The sequence below is a fragment of the Streptomyces sp. NPDC059037 genome, assembly GCF_042740015.1.
Classification (GTDB): Bacteria; Actinomycetota; Actinomycetes; order Streptomycetales; family Streptomycetaceae; genus Streptomyces.
In genome coordinates this window covers 1-18,335 of sequence record NZ_JBHYIG010000024.1, presented here as the reverse complement: position 1 = coordinate 18,335, position 18,335 = coordinate 1, and the positions used below count along the sequence as shown (strand labels likewise).

At 69.8% G+C, this 18,335-nt stretch carries 12 protein-coding genes; 3 read left to right on the top strand and 9 right to left on the bottom strand.

Features of this window, described 5'->3' with window-relative positions:
- Positions 1-406 precede the first annotated feature (406 nt).
- Positions 407-2,935, top strand: coding sequence for an ATP-dependent Clp protease ATP-binding subunit (locus ACFWY6_RS07995; RefSeq protein ID WP_360774419.1), 2,529 nt, complete (start codon positions 407-409; stop codon positions 2,933-2,935).
- Between the two features lie 149 nt (positions 2,936-3,084).
- Here the strand turns inward: ACFWY6_RS07995 and ACFWY6_RS07990 are convergent, their stop codons facing one another.
- The 3 genes from ACFWY6_RS07990 to ACFWY6_RS07980 form a co-directional block, all read right to left on the bottom strand.
- Positions 3,085-5,655: an NACHT domain-containing protein gene (locus ACFWY6_RS07990; protein WP_384687392.1), complete on the bottom strand. Its 2,571-nt coding sequence runs from the start codon at positions 5,653-5,655 to the stop codon at positions 3,085-3,087.
- Between the two features lie 107 nt (positions 5,656-5,762).
- A complete protein-coding gene (locus ACFWY6_RS07985) occupies positions 5,763-6,110 on the bottom strand; it encodes a DoxX family protein (protein WP_266863703.1) in 348 nt (115 codons plus the stop codon).
- 131 nt (positions 6,111-6,241) lie between these two features.
- The gene (locus tag ACFWY6_RS07980) at positions 6,242-9,325 is read right to left on the bottom strand and encodes an NACHT domain-containing protein (RefSeq protein WP_384687391.1); all 3,084 of its coding nucleotides are present in this window, start codon (positions 9,323-9,325) and stop codon (positions 6,242-6,244) included.
- A 526-nt stretch (positions 9,326-9,851) separates the two neighbouring features.
- Between ACFWY6_RS07980 and ACFWY6_RS07975 the strand changes: the two genes are divergently transcribed.
- Positions 9,852-10,541 carry a M23 family metallopeptidase gene (locus ACFWY6_RS07975; protein ID WP_384687390.1) on the top strand — a complete coding sequence of 230 codons (690 nt, stop codon included), beginning with the start codon at positions 9,852-9,854 and terminating at the stop codon, positions 10,539-10,541.
- 22 nt (positions 10,542-10,563) lie between these two features.
- Here the strand turns inward: ACFWY6_RS07975 and ACFWY6_RS07970 are convergent, their stop codons facing one another.
- Entirely contained in the window at positions 10,564-11,145 is a 582-nt protein-coding gene (locus tag ACFWY6_RS07970; protein WP_360774442.1) for a TetR/AcrR family transcriptional regulator, read from the bottom strand.
- A gap of 166 nt (positions 11,146-11,311) precedes the next feature.
- On the opposite strand from ACFWY6_RS07970, the gene ACFWY6_RS07965 reads away from it, so the two are divergent.
- On the top strand, positions 11,312-12,949 hold the full coding sequence (locus ACFWY6_RS07965) for an MDR family MFS transporter (protein WP_384687389.1): 1,638 nt from the start codon (positions 11,312-11,314) through the stop codon (positions 12,947-12,949).
- 112 nt (positions 12,950-13,061) lie between these two features.
- On the opposite strand, the gene cseC is transcribed toward ACFWY6_RS07965, so the two are convergent.
- From cseC to ACFWY6_RS07940, 5 genes are all read right to left on the bottom strand, one after another.
- A complete protein-coding gene (gene cseC / locus ACFWY6_RS07960) occupies positions 13,062-14,414 on the bottom strand; it encodes a two-component system sensor histidine kinase CseC (protein WP_384687388.1) in 1,353 nt (450 codons plus the stop codon).
- 37 nt (positions 14,415-14,451) lie between these two features.
- Positions 14,452-15,162, bottom strand: a complete 711-nt coding sequence (gene cseB / locus ACFWY6_RS07955) for a two-component system response regulator CseB (protein WP_384687387.1) — start codon at positions 15,160-15,162, stop codon at positions 14,452-14,454.
- An 11-nt stretch (positions 15,163-15,173) separates the two neighbouring features.
- Positions 15,174-15,794 carry a hypothetical protein gene (locus tag ACFWY6_RS07950; protein WP_384687386.1) on the bottom strand — a complete coding sequence of 207 codons (621 nt, stop codon included), beginning with the start codon at positions 15,792-15,794 and terminating at the stop codon, positions 15,174-15,176.
- A gap of 20 nt (positions 15,795-15,814) precedes the next feature.
- Complete coding sequence (locus ACFWY6_RS07945; RefSeq protein WP_266863681.1) at positions 15,815-16,363, bottom strand: SigE family RNA polymerase sigma factor; 549 nt, start codon at positions 16,361-16,363, stop codon at positions 15,815-15,817.
- Positions 16,364-16,573: 210 nt separating this feature from the next.
- Positions 16,574-17,524, bottom strand: coding sequence for an A/G-specific adenine glycosylase (locus ACFWY6_RS07940; RefSeq protein ID WP_384687385.1), 951 nt, complete (start codon positions 17,522-17,524; stop codon positions 16,574-16,576).
- Positions 17,525-18,335 lie beyond the last annotated feature (811 nt).

Below are 18,335 nucleotides of genomic sequence, written 5' to 3'. Positions count from 1 at the left end.
GCAGGGTGCTCGGGTGAACGCGCAGAGTGTCTGGATTCGGGGCGTAAAAGCGTGTTCGGCGGCGCAAGGCTGTTCGCCCGTAGCGGAGGGAACCGGCGCGCGCCGCATGGAGTGTCAGTCGTTACGGGTAAGACATCCCTAGTGGGGAGGGGCGACACGCGCGCCAGGCCGTCTCACGTTCGCCATCGGCGTAGTGGTGGTGAGGGTAAGTGCCTGGCCTGCGGGAACATCGTCTCGCACCATCGGGTTGGAGCAGTTGTCGGCGTTCGGGGTCAGGAGGCACCTCTTGTTCTCGGCCGGGTGTCGGCAGTTGGAATGAGCGGTCCCCGCTTGCGGGACTAAGCTGCGGAAGGACAGGGAGGGGATCGTCCCCAATCTTTCTGACCGCTCTGAGGAGCGATTAACGATGTTCGAGAGGTTCACCGACCGCGCGCGGCGGGTTGTCGTCCTGGCTCAGGAAGAAGCCCGGATGCTCAACCACAACTACATCGGCACCGAGCACATCCTCCTGGGCTTGATCCACGAGGGCGAGGGTGTCGCCGCTAAGGCCCTGGAGAGCCTCGGGATTTCGCTCGAGGCGGTCCGCCAGCAGGTGGAGGAGATCATCGGGCAGGGCCAGCAGGCTCCGTCCGGGCACATCCCCTTCACCCCCCGTGCCAAGAAGGTCCTGGAGCTCTCGCTCCGCGAGGCCCTTCAGCTGGGCCACAACTACATCGGCACGGAGCACATCCTGCTCGGCCTGATCCGCGAGGGCGAGGGCGTCGCCGCCCAGGTCCTGGTCAAGCTGGGTGCCGATCTCAACCGGGTGCGGCAGCAGGTCATCCAGCTGCTCTCCGGATACCAGGGCAAGGAGACCGCCACCGCGGGCGGTCCTGCCGAGGGCACGCCCTCCACGTCCCTGGTGCTCGACCAGTTCGGCCGGAACCTCACCCAGGCCGCTCGTGAGTCCAAGCTCGACCCGGTCATCGGGCGCGAGAAGGAGATCGAGCGGGTCATGCAGGTGCTGTCCCGCCGTACGAAGAACAACCCCGTGCTCATCGGCGAGCCCGGCGTCGGCAAGACCGCCGTCGTCGAGGGCCTCGCGCAGGCCATCGTCAAGGGCGAGGTGCCCGAGACCCTCAAGGACAAGCACCTCTACACCCTCGACCTGGGCGCGCTGGTCGCCGGTTCCCGCTACCGCGGTGACTTCGAGGAGCGCCTGAAGAAGGTCCTCAAGGAGATCCGCACCCGCGGCGACATCATCCTGTTCATCGACGAGCTCCACACCCTGGTGGGTGCGGGCGCCGCCGAGGGCGCGATCGACGCGGCTTCGATCCTGAAGCCGATGCTCGCGCGCGGTGAGCTGCAGACCATCGGCGCCACCACGCTCGACGAGTACCGCAAGCACCTGGAGAAGGACGCGGCCCTCGAGCGCCGCTTCCAGCCCATCCAGGTCGCGGAGCCGTCGCTGCCGCACACCATCGAGATCCTCAAGGGTCTGCGCGACCGTTACGAGGCCCACCACAGGGTCTCCATCACGGACGAGGCGCTGGTCCAGGCCGCCACCCTGGCCGACCGGTACATCTCGGACCGCTTCCTGCCGGACAAGGCCATCGACCTGATCGACGAGGCCGGTTCCCGGATGCGCATCCGCCGGATGACCGCGCCGCCGGACCTCCGCGAATTCGACGAGAAGATCGCCGGCGTCCGCCGCGACAAGGAGTCCGCGATCGACTCGCAGGACTTCGAGAAGGCCGCTTCCCTGCGCGACAAGGAGAAGCAGCTCCTGGCCGCGAAGGCCAAGCGCGAGAAGGAATGGAAGGCCGGCGACATGGACGTCGTCGCCGAGGTCGACGGCGAGCTCATCGCCGAGGTCCTCGCCACGGCGACGGGCATTCCGGTCTTCAAGCTCACCGAGGAGGAGTCCTCGCGGCTGCTCCGCATGGAGGACGAGCTCCACAAGCGGGTCATCGGCCAGAAGGACGCCATCAAGGCGCTTTCCCAGGCGATTCGGCGTACGCGCGCCGGTCTGAAGGATCCGAAGCGCCCCGGTGGTTCGTTCATCTTCGCCGGCCCGTCCGGTGTCGGTAAGACGGAGCTTTCCAAGACGCTCGCCGAATTCCTCTTCGGTGACGAGGACGCCCTGATCTCGCTCGACATGTCGGAGTTCAGCGAGAAGCACACGGTCTCGCGTCTCTTCGGTTCGCCGCCCGGATATGTCGGTTACGAAGAGGGCGGTCAGCTGACCGAGAAGGTCCGCCGCAAGCCGTTCTCGGTCGTCCTCTTCGACGAGGTCGAGAAGGCCCACCCGGATATCTTCAACTCGCTCCTGCAGATCCTGGAAGACGGTCGCCTGACCGACTCCCAGGGCCGGGTCGTGGACTTCAAGAACACGGTCATCATCATGACGACCAACCTCGGCACGCGTGACATCTCCAAGGGCTTCAACCTGGGATTCGCCGCGTCGGGTGACGTCAAGACCAACTACGAGCGCATGAAGACCAAGGTCAACGACGAGCTGAAGCAGCACTTCCGCCCGGAGTTCCTGAACCGTGTCGACGACACGGTGGTCTTCCACCAGCTCACCGAGGAAGACATCATCCAGATCGTCGACCTCATGATCGCCAAGGTGGACGAGCGCCTGAAGGACCGCGACATGGGCATCGAGCTCAGCTCGACCGCCAAGTCGCTCCTTGCGAAGAAGGGTTACGACCCGGTCCTGGGCGCCCGGCCGCTGCGCCGGACGATCCAGCGCGAGATCGAGGACATCCTGTCGGAGAAGATCCTCTTCGGCGAGCTGCGCCCCGGCCACATCGTGGTCGTCGACACGGAGGGTGAGGGCGAGACCGCCAAGTTCACCTTCCGTGGCGAGGAGAAGACGGCGCTGCCGGATGTCCCGCCGATCGAGCAGGCCGCGGGCGGCGGCGCCGGGCCTAACCTGAGCAAGGAGGCCTAGGCCTCCGGCCCGCAGAGCAGTGCAGGGACTGCCCCGGACCGTTTCCTACGGTCCGGGGCAGCCCCTTTCTGGCCTCTTCCGGCTGCGGGTGTTTCGTGGCTTGGCGCGCAGTTCCCCGCGCCCCTATGGGGCGCTGCCCCTGCGCGCGGCTATGACGTGATCGTCACGCCCTCCGGTACGTTCCGCACCCGCGGCAGTCGGGGATTGACCCGTAGCACGCTCAGGTTTGGGAAGCCGGTCAGCCAGGACATGTCCGGGTCGGCGAGTTCCGCGGTGATCCACAGGTGGGTGAGCTGCTCGTGTTCAAGGCCGTCCAGGAGCTCTTCGGTACGCATGACGCCGACCACCTGGATCCACGGCCGCCCGCCCAGGTGCCGCAGCGCCGCGAGCTCGGCGGTGTCGGAGACGGGGAAGTACAGGCCGACCGGATCCAGATGGGCGATGATCTCGCGCGCGTACCGCTCCGTGTCGAAGTGCCGCCAGGGGCGGGCCAGCTCGGCCCGGATGGAGAGGGCCGAGCGGTGCCGGAGGCGGGCGAGATAGTCGATCGCGGCGTCGTCCTGGACGCGGGTCGCCGTGATCGCGAGCAGCAGTGCCTGCTGGTCGCTCGGCACCTGCGCGGGGTCCGGCAGCTGCTCCAGGACGATGGGGCCGACCCAGCCGAGGCTGCGGGCGGCCAGTTCGTTCGTGGGGCGTACGAGGTTCTTGGTGCGGTCGTGGACGAGTTGCTGCACCGCGGGGTCGAGTTCGGTGACGTGCTCGAGGCAGGCCGCGGCCATCAGGCGCCGGTGGTTCACATGCGGGCGGCGCAGGTTGGGGGCGGCGGCCAGGAGCCGCTCCAGGAAGTCGGCGCACTCCTCGGGCCGTGCGTGGGCGGCGGACATGCGGATGACCTCCTCCCACTCGGAGCGGTGCGCGTGATCGACGAGCGTGCGGAACTGCCCGCGGGCCACGATCTCCTTGGCGGCCAGATAGTCCTGGAAGGTGCGGTGGATGAAGTCCACGGAGAGGCCCGCCTGTTCGCGGAGCAGCCCTGTGCGGTGCAGCAGATGCCGGAAGATCTTCTCGCCGTCGCCCGCCGCGCGGGCGGAGGGAATGGCGGGCAGGGCCGCGTCCAGGATGCCGACCACCCGGTGGCGCGGCAGCTCCGAGACGCCTTCCTCGACCATCGCGTGCGCGAGCTTGCGCAGCAGCAGCTCGCGCGGCCCCTGCTGGAGCCGCACATCATCGGCGTACAAGACATCACGCTCGGGATCGCGGCGCTGCAGGAGCATCTCCAGGGCGGCGTCGTACAGCTCCTTGCGGCCGTTGGGGAGCGAGCCCGAGCGGTCGCGGTTGAGGGCGCAGATCAGCCCGCACATCAGGGGGTTGGTGGCGAGCTGCCGCAGCTCGCGGTAGATGCGTACGGAGTGCAGAAGCCGCTGCTCGTACTCCCTCAGCTCGTCGCGGTCCCGCTGCTCCTTGCACGCTTCGTCGCTCAGCGCGGCCGCGTGCCAGTCGTGGATGAACCGGGTGACCTGGTCGCGTGACATGGGCGCGAGCGACAGCTCCCGGAAGCCCTCCTCGGCGAGGCGCTCCTGGGCCAGCCATCCGTCCTCGACGGCGGAGGGACGCGAGGTGACCAGACAGCCGTTGCCGGAGAAGATGCGCAGGAGACGGCGGAGCTGGCCGCGCAGCTCGCCGCGGCTCGCCTCCGGGGCCTCGTCGATGCCGTCGACCAGGAGCATGGCGCGACCGGCGAGGAGCGTACGGACGACCCAGCCCTCCGGGGCGCGGTCGGCCAGTGGGTGGCGGATGGCGTGCAGGAAGTCGTCCGGGGCGGGGAAGCCTTCGCGGGCGAAGCGGCGTACGGGAAGGACGAACGGCACCCGGGCGCCTTCGCGGGCGGCGGCCACCGCGAGCCACTGCACGAGGGTTGTCTTGCCGGAGCCGGCGTCACCGCGAAGCAGCACGCGCTCGTGCCCCTCCAGGGCGCGGTCGGCGAGCAGCACGGTCCGCGGCTCGCCCGGCACTCCGCTGCCGCTGCTCTCCTCGGCCTCCAGGCTGAGGTAGGTGTCCTCCAGGGGCCAGCGGTCGGGCGCGTTGGCGAGGTCGACGCCGACGATGGTGAGCCAGCCGTGCTGCCGTACGACTTCCTCGGCGTACAGGGCCTCGAAGTCCCGGTCTTCCTGGGAGCGTTCGGGCTGCCGGGCGGCGGCCTCCGCGTCGTTCAGGTCGACGAGCTGGCGTATGCGGCTGGAGCGGCCGGGCATCTGCTGCTGGATGTGCGGGGAGCGGCGGACGAGGTGATGGAGCAGATGCAGGCAGACGGCGACGAGCAGCTCGTCGTGGAACCAGGCGGCGTCGGGGGTCAGGGCCCGATCCGCCCCCTGCACGGCGCCTCGGAGTCGGCGTGCGTAATCCTGCGGGCCGAGGCGTACGACGTCGACGTCGGTGAGGTCGAGCTCGCCGACGGCCAGCAGGGTCCTGGCCAACACGTCTGCTATGGCGGTGAGTTCACCGCCGGGCGCGGTGTGCGCCTCGGCGGCGAGCTGGACGAACTCGGCGGCCGTGCGGTGGACGTCGTCCGGGGTCGCGGGCGCGTCGGGCCCTCGCCAGGTGGCGAGGGCGGCGATCAACTCGGGGGCGGTGGGCGGCTGTTGAGGTGTGGTGCGGATGAGCCGTTGAACGAGCGGAGCGGCGAGCGTCGTGGGAATGCGGACAACGGGCTCCATGGACATGGGGGGTCCCTGCGGGTGGGTTGTCTTGGAGCGTCAAGGTTAGGTGAACTCCGCGTGGATGTCGGGCCGGTGAGCGGGATCGAGGCGGCTCGGATGGTCCGGGCCGCTCAGGCGGCGAGCCCGAGGGCCAGGGCGCCGACGACCGGGGCCGCATAGATGAGGGGGAAGGGGATGTGGGTGTACCAGCGGGCGCGGATCACGGTGACGACGGCTCCCGTGAAGTACGCGATGAGGCAGATCCCGGCGACGATGCCGATGACCGGTACGAACAGACCGACCAGCAGGCCCACGGTTCCCGCGGCCTTGGCAGCGCCGAGCCAGGGCAGCCAGGACATCGGGACGCCGTAGTCGGCCATGGGCTCGACGACCCACTTCGAGCGGAGGAAGACGGAGGTGGCGGAGAAGCCGGTCATGACGGCGGCGAGGATGGTGACGACGAGGTGGGCAGTGGACATGGGGTGCTCCTTCTTGGGCGCGAGGGGGGCTCCGGTTGGTGCCCTTGCTGGTGCCTCGCTGCTATGACGGAGCGCGTCGCGGGAGTGTGACGGGTGGGGGGAGGGAGATTTTTCGGCGGGGTGGATTCAGCTCAATCGGTGATGCCGGGGTCGTGTACCGCTACCCGCTCGGGGAGGGAATCGAGGCCGGTGACCTGCTGGGTTGCGACCGTCAGGTGCCTCAGCGACGGCAGGTGCGCCAGGGGTGCGACGTCCTGGGTTTCCCGGTCACCGAGCTCATGCACGGACAGGCGCGTGATGTTCGGAAAGAGCCGCGTGACGCGGGATGCCGTCGACGGCCAGTCGCTGCCGTCGTGCAGCAGGGACAGTTCCGTCAGACCGGGAACGGTCAGTCCGGCCGGTGCGTGGGCGAGGCTCATGGATGTCAGGTCCAGCCGGACGAGACGGGGAAGGCGCGACAGCGCCTCCCACGTGGCGGGCGAGGTCGGCCCGTCCGTGTCGCCGAAGATGATCCACTCCAGGTCCGGCCATCTGCCCATGTGGTGGACGTCGTCCACAGCGTGAGTGGCGTCCATGAGGCCAAGCGTGCGCAGCGGGATCTCGGCGGGCAGGAGGCTGAGGCTCCAGGGTTCGTAGACGTCCATCACGCGGAGCTGGTCCAGTTCGCGCAGCCCGTGGAGCGCCTCTTGAGTGAGGCGAGCAGGGGGCGCCTTGAGGGCGAGGAACGTGGGCACGCAGGCAGCGATCAGCCGGGAGGCGGCCGCGGGGGAGACGGTCTCACGGACGTCAAGGAGCCGTGGGCGCATCCCCAGTCGGTCGAGCTCGCTGACCTGGTCGTCGCTTCGGATGGTGAAGTAGGTCTCGCCGTCGTCGAGTTGGGCGATGACCTGATCCGCATAGAGCCCGCGGTCGAAGCGGTCCCAGGCCCACATGAGCTGGCTGCGGACACGGAAGTTGTGGTGCTGTGCGAAGCGCGCGAGGAGCGGGATCGCCGCGTCCGACTTGATGTGCGTCGCGGCGATCGTGACGTTCAAGGCCTCTTCGTCGCTCAAGTCTTCGGGCCCCGGCAGCAGATCGAGCACCATCGGGCCGACCGCCCCGAGCTCGCGGGCATCCGGTGCGGAAAGCGGCGGAATGTAGCTCCGCATCCGCCACTCCACCTCCTCCCGAACCTTCTGATCCAGCTCCGCCGCATGCTCCAGGCACGCCGCCGCGAGGAGATCCATCCGCATCCGGGCAGGGGCGTTCGGCGAGAGCGCGTCCCCGGCCGCAAGCAAGTCCCGGAAGATTTCCGCCCGTTCGCGCGGCCGTGCCTGCGCCACCGTCATCTGGATGACGTCCGCCCACTGGTCGTCCGCCGCGTTCCGGACCAGCAGCCCGTAATCGCCCTCGTCCAGGATCGCCCGCGCCCCCAGGAAGTCCTGGAAGGTGCGGTGGACGAAGTCGACGGTGTCCGGGCCGGGTTCGCGGAGGAGGCCGCTGCGGTGGAGGAAGTGCTCGTACACCGCCGCCTCGTCGCCGAGCGCCGCGACCTCCGGCACCGCGGGCAGCGCATCCGCGATGATCGTCTCCGCCCGTGAACGGTCCATCTGCGTGCGGCCGTTGCGGATCAGCCAATGGGCGAGGCGTTGCAGCAGCTGGAGTTGGGGCTCCTCGCGTATCTCCGGTACTCCCATGTCGCGTTCGCGGTCGCGGCGTACCAGGAGCATGGAAAGTGCTGCCGTGTAGAGGTCCTTGCGGCTGAGCGGGAGGAATCCTCTGCGGTCGCGGTGCAGGGCGCAGATCAGGCCGCACATCAGCGGGTTGGTGGCCAGCCGGCCCAGGTCCTGCTTCGAGCCGACCGCTTCCAGCAACTGCTTCTCGTACGAAGCCAAGGCCGCGTCCTCGTCCGGGGCGCCCGTCGCCGCGGCCGCGTGCCAGCGGCCGATGAAGGCGGCGACGTCCGTCCGGCTCATCTCGGAGAGGGTCAGCTCGGTGAAGTCCTCCTCCGCGAGCCAGTCCTCGCGGATCGCCGAGGGGCGGGAGGTGACCAGCCACCGGTTGCCCGGGTACGCGTCGATCAGGTCCGTGAGCCACGCGCGCGTGCGGGCGCGTTCCGGCTCCGGGATCTCGTCGATGCCGTCCACCAGGATCAGGCCGCGGCCTGCCGTCAGGACCCGGGATTCCCAGCCCTTCGGCTGCGTCCCGGCGAGGGGGCAGCCCACCGCCGACAGGAAGTCTGCCGGGGCGGGGAGGCGCTCGCCGTGGCGGGTGAGGGTGCGCAGGGGGAGTACGTAGGGGATGCGGTCGTGGAGGTATGACATGCGGTTCTGGGCGGCGGGGCCTCCCGATGCGCTTACCGCCAGCCACTGGACCAGGGTCGTCTTGCCGGAGCCTGCCTCGCCCCTCAGGAGTACGCGGTCGTGGTCGGCCAGGGCCTGGTCGGCGGGGCGGGGGGCGGGGGCCGAGCGGTCCATCTGGGCCGCCCACTGCTCGGGGCCCGCGAGGGCAACTTCCTCCAGGGACAGCTGGTGCCTCGCCTCCAGCGACATATATGCCGCATCCAACGGCCACCGCCCCGGCGAATTCGCCAGGTCGATCCCGAAGATCGTCAGCTTGCCGTGCTTCTTCGCGACGTAGGAGAGATAGCGCTGTTCGAAGGCCACGTCCTCCGCCCCGGGGAGCGGGCTGCGGGATATCAGTTCGTCCATCTTCGCGATCAGTTCCGCCTGGCGGCGGCTCTGTGCGACCAGCGTCGCTGCCACGAAGGTCGAGCGTTGCGTGAAGAAGTGCAGGATGTGCAGGCAGGTGGTGTCGAGCAGGCGGTCGTAGAAGTACGTGGCGTCCGCCGAGAGGTCGCGGTCGGGGCGGTCGGCGGCCTGGCGGAGGCGGGCGGCCAGGGGGCCGTGGCCGAGTTCCACCGCCTCCACGTCGCTGAGGGTGAGGTCGCCGAGCGCGTGCAGGGTGCGGGTCAGGGCGTCCGCCACCGCCTGTTCCTCGTCGGCGGTGATCGCCCGCTCTCCGGTGCGCAGGGCCTGGCGGACGAGGGTGGAGGCGAGAGCGGCCAGGTCTCGCTCCGTCAGGGTGCGCTTCTCGCCTCTGAAGGACACCAGGCCGGAGAGGCGTACCGGGCGGTCCACCAGGCCTGCCCCCGGCCCCTCTCGTACGAAGAGTTTCTTGATCAGAGGGGTTACGGCCGCCGACGCGAGCCGGGTGCCGATGACCACGGGATCCATGCGCGTGAGCGTAGTGCCGGTCACATTCCGGGGGATGTGGATCTCGGTCCCCGGTGACATGACGCACAGGCGATATGTCCGGTACTAGGCGGAATAGTGGTGACGTACGGGGATGTGGTCGGGACCTTCGGTCCGCAACCTCCGGGACCTTCGGCGCGGCGGGGTGCGGGGCCTTCGATGCGGGTGGGTGTGGGCGCGAGGGGCCTCCGCTATGTGGGGTTAAACCCGTCTTCGGTGTCCAATTCTGGCAAGTGAGTGAAGGGGGAATTGTCGGATGTGGGGGGTGTCAAGGGGGCGAAAGGGTCGCCCGGAGCTACGGCTTTCGGTAGTAGATGGGGGGTTTGAGCATGGGTGGGGGTGCGGGTTACCAAGGGATGGCCAACCCGGCGGAGCGCAGTGCTGCGTGTGCCGGGTCCCTTTATGCCCGGCCCGCCGACGCGAGGACGCGAGCCGAACCACGCACGGCATGCATCACGCATCACTCGTCACGCATGCCACACGCCCCCCATCCCGGAGGTAATCCAGCATGTCGAAGCGCGCCACGACCCACCATTCCGGCCTGTCCCTGCTCCGTACGCGGACGGCCGTCGTCACCGTCGCAGCCCTCGGGCTCGGAGCATCGGCAGTTCTCGGATCCGGTGTCGCGGCCGCTGCCGACAGTGCCGGTGCGCTGCCCGGCATCTCCGCGAACTCGATCGCCGCCCAGGCCGCCGCTCAGGCCAAGGCCGCGGAGACGGCCAAGCAGGCCGCGGCGAAGAAGGCCGCGCAGGCCAAGCAGGCCGCCGCGAAGAAGGCCTCCTCTTGGCAGGACCCGGTCGACAAGTACACGCTCTCCGCGTCCTTCGGTCTCGGCGGCAGCATGTGGTCCTCCAAGCACTCCGGCCAGGACTTCGCGGTGCCGATCGGCACCTCGGTCGAGGCCGTGCACGGCGGCACCGTCGTCAAGGCCGGCGGCAACGGCGCCGGTGACGGCCCCGCGTACGGCAACGCCGTCGTGATCAAGCACAGCAACGGCACCTTCTCGCAGTACGCGCACCTGTCCAAGATCGACGTGCGCGTCGGCCAGGCCGTCGCCACCGGGCAGCACATCGCCGCCTCCGGCAACACCGGCAACTCCAGCGGCCCGCACCTGCACTTCGAGATCCGTACGACCCCGAACTACGGCACCGCGGTCGACCCCGTCGCGTTCCTGCGCTCCAACGGCGTCACCGTCTGACAGCCATAGACCGCAGTAGAACTCAGGCGCCTTCGTGCGCCCGTGTCACCAGATCGATGGCGACCTCGAGGATGGCCTTGCGCTTCTCCTCGGGGTCGCCTTCGGCGTCCTTGAGGACGAACATGCCGCCGTGCATCGTGAACAGCGCGCTGAAGCAGCGCACTTGGGCGGTCATCGGGGCGCCCGGCTCCTTGAGGATGTCGAGCAGGCTGAACATGCGGTCCTTGAAGGTCTCACCCGTCTTCAGGTCCCGCATCGTCGCCTGGTTCTCCTGCATGAAGCGGAAGAGCGGCGCCGCGCCGGTGAGGATCTCGCTGTAGCGGGTCAGGATCTCCCGCTTGATCTCCAGGGTGCGCGGCTGTTCCTTGCCCCACTCCACCAGCTCGTCGATGGGCCGGGTGAGGTCCTCGAAGATGCTGGTGAGGATGTCTTCCTTGGTCTTGAAGTGGTAGTACAGCGCGGCCTTCGTGACGTCCAGACGCTCGGAGATCTCGCGCAGTGACGTCTTCTCGTACCCCTGCTCGGCGAAGAGTTCGAGGGCCACGTCCTGGATGCGCTGACGGGTGTTTCCCCGGCGCTGCTGCTTGCCCGTGCCCGTGACCATCTCGGTGCTCCTCGGCTCCCTCGGCTCGAATCCTCGGACTCGAAGGACTCGAATTTACTTACTTGACGCCCGGCTAGTTAGGGGTCTAGTTTCCCTCAGTGTAGTCAACTTGCCGGGCGGCAAGTAAGTAGCGGTTCGCAGTCGGGGAATCCGGGGAGTGGGGATCATGGCGGAAACCAAGAAGCCGATCGAGGGCTCGCAAGAGCCACCGCAGCGCAGTGTGCGCGTCGTCATGCTGGCGCTGATGGTCACGATGCTGCTCGCGATGCTCGACAACATGATCATCGGCACCGCGATGCCGACCATCGTGGGCGAGCTCGGCGGCCTGGAGCACCTGTCGTGGGTCGTCACCGCGTACACCCTCGCCACCGCCGCATCCACCCCGATCTGGGGCAAGCTCGGCGACATGTACGGGCGCAAGGGCGCCTTCATGACGTCCATCGTCATCTTCCTGGTCGGCTCCGCGGCCAGCGGCATGGCCCAGGACATGGGCCAGCTCATCGGCTTCCGCGCCCTCCAGGGGCTGGGCGCCGGCGGTCTGATGGTCGGCGTCATGGCGATCATCGGTGACCTCGTCCCGCCGCGGGAGCGCGGCAAGTACCAGGGCATGATGGCCGGCGTGATGGCGCTCGCCATGATCGGCGGACCGCTGGTCGGCGGCACCATCACCGACCACTGGGGCTGGCGCTGGTCCTTCTACATCAACCTGCCGCTCGGCGTCGTGGCCCTGCTCGCGGTGAGCGCGGTGCTGCATCTGCCGAAGAAGCGGTCCAAGGTACGGATCGACTACCTCGGCGCGGCCCTGCTGACCGTCGGCATCACCTCCATCGTCCTCGTCACCACCTGGGGCGGCACGGAGTACGCCTGGGACTCCGCCGTGATCATGGAGCTCATCGGGATCGGCGTCGCCTCGCTCATCGGCTTCCTCTTCGTCCAGACGAAGGCGGCCGAGCCGATCATGCCGCTGCACATCTTCAAGAGCCGCAACTTCACGCTGATGTCCGTCATCGGCTTCATCACCGGCTTCGTGATGTTCGGAGCGGTGCTCTTCCTGCCGCTCTACCAGCAGTCCGTGCAGGGGGCCTCGGCCACCAACTCCGGGCTTCTGCTGCTTCCGATGCTCGGCGCGATGATGGTCGTCTCGCTGATCGCGGGGCGGGTGACGACCAACACCGGGCGGTACAAGGTCTTCCCGATCGTCGGCGGTGCGCTGATGGTGGTGGGGCTCTTCCTGCTGGCCCAGATGGACACGGACACCTCGCGGGTGACCTCCGGGCTCTACATGGCCGTACTCGGTGCGGGCATGGGCTGCCTGATGCAGATCACCATGCTGGTCGCGCAGAACAGCGTCGAGATGAAGGACATGGGCGTCGGGTCCTCATCGACCACCCTCTTCCGTACGCTCGGCTCCTCGTTCGGCGTCGCGATCATGGGCGCGCTGTTCAACAACCGGGTGAACGACGTCATGACGGAGCGGGCCGGGGCGCTGGGCGGGAACGTCACGGAGAAGTCGGCGCAGCTGGATGCGGCGAGTCTGGCGAAGCTGCCGGAGGCGGTGCGGGACGCGTATCAGCACGCGGTGTCTTCCGGCACGCACTCGGCGTTTCTGCTGGGCTCGGCCATCGGGGTCGTCGCTCTGATCGCGGCCTTCTTCGTGAAGGAGGTCCCGCTGCGGGGGGCTGGGCCGAAGGACTCCGGGCCGGAGGATTCCGGGCCCAAGGACACCGGGGCCGACAAGCCGGTCGGGGGTGCGGCCGGGGACGCCGCGCAGGACGGTGAGAAGACGGTCGCGCAGACCGTCTGAGCGGATTGAGCCGCCCTCTCCTCGGCAGAGGGAAGCCCCCGGGAGCGTGATGCATACGCTCCGGGGGCCTTCCCTTGTGCCGTGTACGCCGGAGGCGGCCCGAAGGCACCCGCTACATGTCCGGCAGCTGCAGGATCGGGAAGCTGCCCGTGTTGGTCGGGGCGTGTTCCGGGAGCCAGAGGACTGCCACCGCGCCCTCCGCCGGGTCGTCGGGGCCCGCGCCCGCCGGCGTCACATTGCGGAAGGTGAGCCGCGCGCCGAGCACCCTCGCCTGGCCCGCAGCGATCGTCAGGCCAAGGCCGTGGCCGACGCCCGCGCGGTCCGAACTGCCGGTGCGGAAGCGGCTCGGGCCCTCCGCGAGGAGACCCGCGGGGAAGCCGGGGCCGTGGTCGCGGACCCGCACCACGCGGCCCTCGACACTCACCTCGACCGGCGGTTTGCCGTGCTTGGCCGCGTTGGCGAGGAGGTTGCCGAGGATGCGCTCAAGGCGGCGCGGGTCGGTGGTGACCTCCGACTCGTGCACCACCGTCACCTTCACATCCCCGTTCAGGACCGCGATCCGCCGCGTCACGAACTCGCCCAGCATGATGTCCTGCAGCTCGGCACGCTCGGCCGCGCTGTCGAGGCGGGCCACTTCCAGGACGTCCTCGACGAGCGTGCGCATCGCCTGCGCACGGTCCCTGACCAGCTCGGTCGGGCGGCCCGGCGGGAGCAGCTCGGCCGCCGTGAGCAGGCCCGTCACCGGCGTACGCAGCTCGTGCGCGATGTCCGCCGTCACCCGCCGCTCGGCCTCGAGGCGCTGCTTCAGGGCGTCCGCCATCGCGTCCACCGACCGCGCCAGATCATCGGTCTCATCGCGTACGACGCCGCCGATGGCCTCTCGTACGCTGACATCCGTGTGCCCCTGGGCGACGTCCTGAGCCGCGGCCGCCGCCTTGCGCAGCCGCCGTGACAGCTGGCCGCCGATCAGCACGCCGAGCGCGCAGCCGCCGAAGACGACCGAGATCGAGCCGATCACCAGGGCCTGGTCGAGGTCCTTCATGACGGTGGTGCTGCGGTCGGGCAGGGGCGTGTGCAGCGACAGGATGCGGCCGTCGCTGAGCGGCACGGCGGCCCAGATGTCCGGCACTCCGTGGGCGTGCTCCTCCACGAAGGTCCCGCGCCGCCCGGTCACGACCTTGTCCCGCAGCCCGTCCGGCAGATCCGGGTCGTCGATCTTGAAGCCGACCGCCCGGCCCGCGGAGTTCTCGTAGCCCCGCTGCATGTACGCGAGCTTCGTGTCCTGGAAATCGCGCGCGCTGTCGAGCATCGAGACGCGCGCCGCGTTGTGTACGACAAGGCTGAGCGCCACCGCGACCAGCGCGCCGACCAGGGCGATCGCCGCGCTGATCTTCCAGCGCACACCGGTGCGCAGCCGGCAGCCAACCGTCCGGCGCAGCCGGGAGCCCAGCGTCCCCCTGCTCATATGCGTCCCCTGCGATCCGCCTGGCGGTGAATGTCCCTCACGCCTTGAGCTTGTAGCCGAAGCCGCGGACCGTCTCGATGCGGTCCTGGCCCACCTTCGTACGCAGCCGCTGCACATGGACGTCGACGACGCGCGTGTCCCCGCCCCAGCCGTAGTCCCACACCCGCTCAAGGAGCTTGTCGCGGGAGAGGACCGTGCCGGGCGCGGAGGAGAACTCCAGGAGCAGTCGCATCTCGGTCGGCGTCAGCGCCACCGGAGCGCCGGCCCTGCGGACCTCCATGCCCTCCGTGTCGATCTCCAGGTCGCCGAAGTGCAGCACGCCGCCGTCCGGCGCGCCGGTCTCACCGGCCGCGGGCGCCGCGCCCGGACCGCTCGCGTGGCCGAAGCGGCGCAGCACGGCGCGGATCCTGGCGACGAGCACGGCGCCGTCGAACGGCTTGGTCACGTAGTCGTCGGCGCCCGCCTCCAGGCCGAGGACGACATCGATGGAGTCGGCACGCGCGGAGAGCATGATCACCGGGACCGTGGACTCGTCGCGGATGCGGCGGCACAGCGAGACGCCGTCGAGGCCGGGCACCATCACGTCGAGCAGCGCGATGTCGGGGCGGTTCGCGCGGAACGCCTCCAGGCCGAGCAGGCCGTCGGGCATCGCGGTGACCACGAAGCCGTCCCGTTCGAGCGCGAGCTGCGTCGCCTCACGGATGACGTCGTCGTCCTCGACGAACAGGACGTGGGTGTGCTCAGCCATCGGGTGCTCTCTCAGTTCTCCGTCGGGGCGGGAGCGTCGCCGCCCGCCGCTCTGCCGTAGTGAGTGCGGTGGCGGTCCGTCTCCGTGAAGCGGTTCGTGGTCCAGTGGTAGGTGATGACGTCCTCGACGGACGGGTACTCCACCGGATCACCCTTCTGGTACGCCTGCTTGGTGACCACCAGGTCACCCTGGTCGATCTCCGCGTAGACGGGGGGCTCCTCGTCCTGGAAGACATTCTGGTACTTCTTGCCCTCGGCGCGATACACGTACGTACCGGTGCCGACGGCGTCGTCGCAGGCCATGACGTTCACGACGACATCGGACGCGGAGCCTCCGGTCAGGTTGCCGTACGAGACGTCGACGGGGTAGTCATCGGCCGAGCAGGGCTGCAGCTCGCGCTTGACCGACTGGCTGACCTTCGGGTCGTTCTTGATGAGCTGCACGGGGTCGACGTCCGCCGCGGGGGCGGGCGCCGCCGATGTCGACGGCGCCACGGTGGGGGAGGGCGACACCACCGTCTCGCCGCGGTTGGCCGGGCCCTCGTCGCGGGTTCCGGAGCCGCCTGCCGAGCAGGCGGTGAGCAAAAGGCCGATGGCGGCGAGCACGGCCACCGCCGTGCTCCCCGCCCTCATGGTCCTTCTGGCCCGGGTGCTTAGGCCGCGCAACGCTCCCGCTCCTCACGTTCGAGCGTGCCGCCCGCGGGTTCCTCGCTGTCCCGGCTCTCCAGCTCGTGGCGGAGCCGGGCGAGCGCCCGGTGCAGCGTGCTCTTGACCGTTCCTGCCGACATGCCGAGTGCGGCGGCCGTCTCCTCTGTGGACATCTGCTCCCAGTGTCGCAGCACGACGACACTGCGCTGCTTGGGTGCGAGCACCTTCATGATGTCCATGAGGAGGGCGCGGTCCGCGTGCTGTTCGGTGGAGTCTTCCACGCTCGCGTCGGGCAGCTGCTCGGTGGGGACCTCTTCGAGCTTGCGGGCCCGCCACCACTCCGTACGCGTGTTGATCATGACGCGGCGCAGATAGGCGTCCGCGAGCCGCTTGTCGGCTATGCCGTCCCAGCGGCCGTACGTCCGCACCAGTGCGGTCTGAAGCAGGTCCTGGGCGTCGACGGGGTCGGGCACCAGGCGCCGGGCACTGCGCAGCAGGGCATCCTGCCGAGTGCGGACGTACTCTTCGAACTCGAGCACCTCGCCGTGCGCCATACCTAACCGCCTCCGTTCCGCCAACACCACGACGCGTCTGGTTTGACACGTCCCTCGACCGCTGTCCCTTGCCTGTGCGGTACGGGAATGAAGCTACGGAGGGCTTGTCACGGGGCTGTGCGGAGCAGCCAGCGGAGGGCGCACGGCCTTCCGTCGGTTGTGTAACAGAAGCAGGCGGGACGTAAACCGAGGGCGTTTTGGGCGGAAGTGTCAGGTGAGCGGCAGCCGGTAGAAGCCGTTCGGGAGCGGCTCCACCAGGCCGTCGGCGACCAGGCCGTCCAGCGAGCGGGCCCGCTGCACCGGCTCGTCCCACACCCGGTCGAGGGCCGACTGCGGTACGGGGGCCACCGCGTCGCGCAGTACCGCGAGCAGCTTGCCCCGGACCTGGCGGTCCGTGCCCGCGTACGTCTGGCCCTTGCGGGCCGGGCCCTCGTGCGCGGGCTTCCCCGCCGTCCGCCAGGCGCACTGCTGTGCGATGGGGCAGCGGGAGCAGTCCTCGTTCTTGGCGGTGCAGACGAGGGCGCCGAGCTCCATGGACGCGGCGGCCCAGCGGGACGCGGTGCGTTCGTCCTCGGGGAGCAGGGCGCGGGCGAGTTTGCGCTCGGCGGCGGTGGTGGCGTTGGGCGGGTACTGCACGCCGGTCACGGCGCGCGCGAACACCCGGCGCACGTTGGTGTCGAGGACGGCATGCCGCTGCCCGTACGCGAACGACGCCACGGCAGCGGCCGTGTACTCCCCGATCCCGGGCAGCGCGAGCAGCTGAGCGTGCCGTGTCGGTACGTCCCCTCCATGCCGCTCCGTTATGGCGACGGCGGCGCCGTGCAGCCGGAGCGCGCGGCGGGGGTAGCCGAGCCGTCCCCAGGCGCGGACGGCCTCGCCCGGGGCTTCCTTGGCGAGGTCCGCGGGGCGGGGCCAGCGGGCGAGCCACTGCTCGTACACGGGCAGGACGCGGTTCACCGGCGTCTGCTGCAGCATGAACTCGCTGACCATCACGCCCCAGGGACCGGCGTCGGCCCGACGCCACGGCAGATCCCGGGCGTTGGCGTCGAACCAGGCGATGACGGGGCTGTGCAGGGCCTTGCCGGCGGGCCCGTGCGGGGACTCGGCGTCGGGCGTGGACAGTGGCGTGGACATGGGCATGGGCTTCGTGGGCGCAGTCATGGCAGGACGATCCTGCCATGGGGGCGGCGGGCGTTGGGCCAACCTGGAGGTGGGCACGGCGATGTCGCCTGCGGCGGGCGGGGCGGTTCGTCTTGGCCGGGGCGGAGATGCACTGCCGCCACCTCCTGCCGTCCGCCGCTGTGGGCAGCCGTTCCGCCGCCGCCTCCCGCCTACGCCGCCGCCTCCCCTGCCCACCCCGGCGCGTCACCCCGCCGCCGTGCTGCTGCCGTCCGCCGCTGTGGGCAGGCGTTCATCCCACTGCCTACGCCGCCGCCTCCCCCGCCCACCCGGGCAAGTCACCCCGCTGTCATGCCACTGCCGTCCGCCGCTGTGGGCAGGCGTTCCGCCGCCGCCTCCCCCGCCCACCCGGGCAAGTCACCCCGCTGTCATGCCACTGCCCTCCGCCGCTGTGGGCAGGCGTTCCGCAGGGCGGAACGGGTGGGCACAGCCCCAGCTGCCGAGTACCGATGAAGCAAGGCGGAGGGGCAAGGGGAAGTCCTGACTTTCGGCAGGGGTGTTGGCGGGCGGAGGGAAGTAGCGTCGACGGGGTGAGTCGGCGGTGGTGGGTGGATGCGGGGGCTTGGGCGGGGGTTGCCCTGCCTGCTGTGGCTGTGGACCGGGTGGGGCTGAATGAACCCCGGTCGGTCGGGGCGGAGGTGGCGGGGCTCGCCGCGCTGGCCCTCGCGGTGGGTATCTGGCGAGTGGCCCCCCCGGGGTGCGGGCGCGGGCGCCCCCGGGGGGGGGGGCGCCCCCCCCCCGGGGGGGGATACACACGGTGAGAGGCGCCCGCCACTCACGCGGTGTATAACGG

Coding starts and splice junctions, on each gene's coding strand:
- ACFWY6_RS07970 (WP_360774442.1), bottom strand. CDS start 11,145: ATGGTCACGGGCACGGGCAAGCAGCAGCGCCGGGGAAACACCCGTCAG.
- ACFWY6_RS07950 (WP_384687386.1), bottom strand. CDS start 15,794: ATGAGGGCGGGGAGCACGGCGGTGGCCGTGCTCGCCGCCATCGGCCTT.
- ACFWY6_RS07980 (WP_384687391.1), bottom strand. CDS start 9,325: ATGGATCCCGTGGTCATCGGCACCCGGCTCGCGTCGGCGGCCGTAACC.
- ACFWY6_RS07990 (WP_384687392.1), bottom strand. CDS start 5,655: ATGTCCATGGAGCCCGTTGTCCGCATTCCCACGACGCTCGCCGCTCCG.
- ACFWY6_RS07975 (WP_384687390.1), top strand. CDS start 9,852: ATGTCGAAGCGCGCCACGACCCACCATTCCGGCCTGTCCCTGCTCCGT.
- cseB (WP_384687387.1), bottom strand. CDS start 15,162: ATGGCTGAGCACACCCACGTCCTGTTCGTCGAGGACGACGACGTCATC.
- ACFWY6_RS07985 (WP_266863703.1), bottom strand. CDS start 6,110: ATGTCCACTGCCCACCTCGTCGTCACCATCCTCGCCGCCGTCATGACC.
- cseC (WP_384687388.1), bottom strand. CDS start 14,414: ATGAGCAGGGGGACGCTGGGCTCCCGGCTGCGCCGGACGGTTGGCTGC.
- ACFWY6_RS07995 (WP_360774419.1), top strand. CDS start 407: ATGTTCGAGAGGTTCACCGACCGCGCGCGGCGGGTTGTCGTCCTGGCT.
- ACFWY6_RS07965 (WP_384687389.1), top strand. CDS start 11,312: ATGGCGGAAACCAAGAAGCCGATCGAGGGCTCGCAAGAGCCACCGCAG.
- ACFWY6_RS07940 (WP_384687385.1), bottom strand. CDS start 17,524: ATGACTGCGCCCACGAAGCCCATGCCCATGTCCACGCCACTGTCCACG.
- ACFWY6_RS07945 (WP_266863681.1), bottom strand. CDS start 16,363: ATGGCGCACGGCGAGGTGCTCGAGTTCGAAGAGTACGTCCGCACTCGG.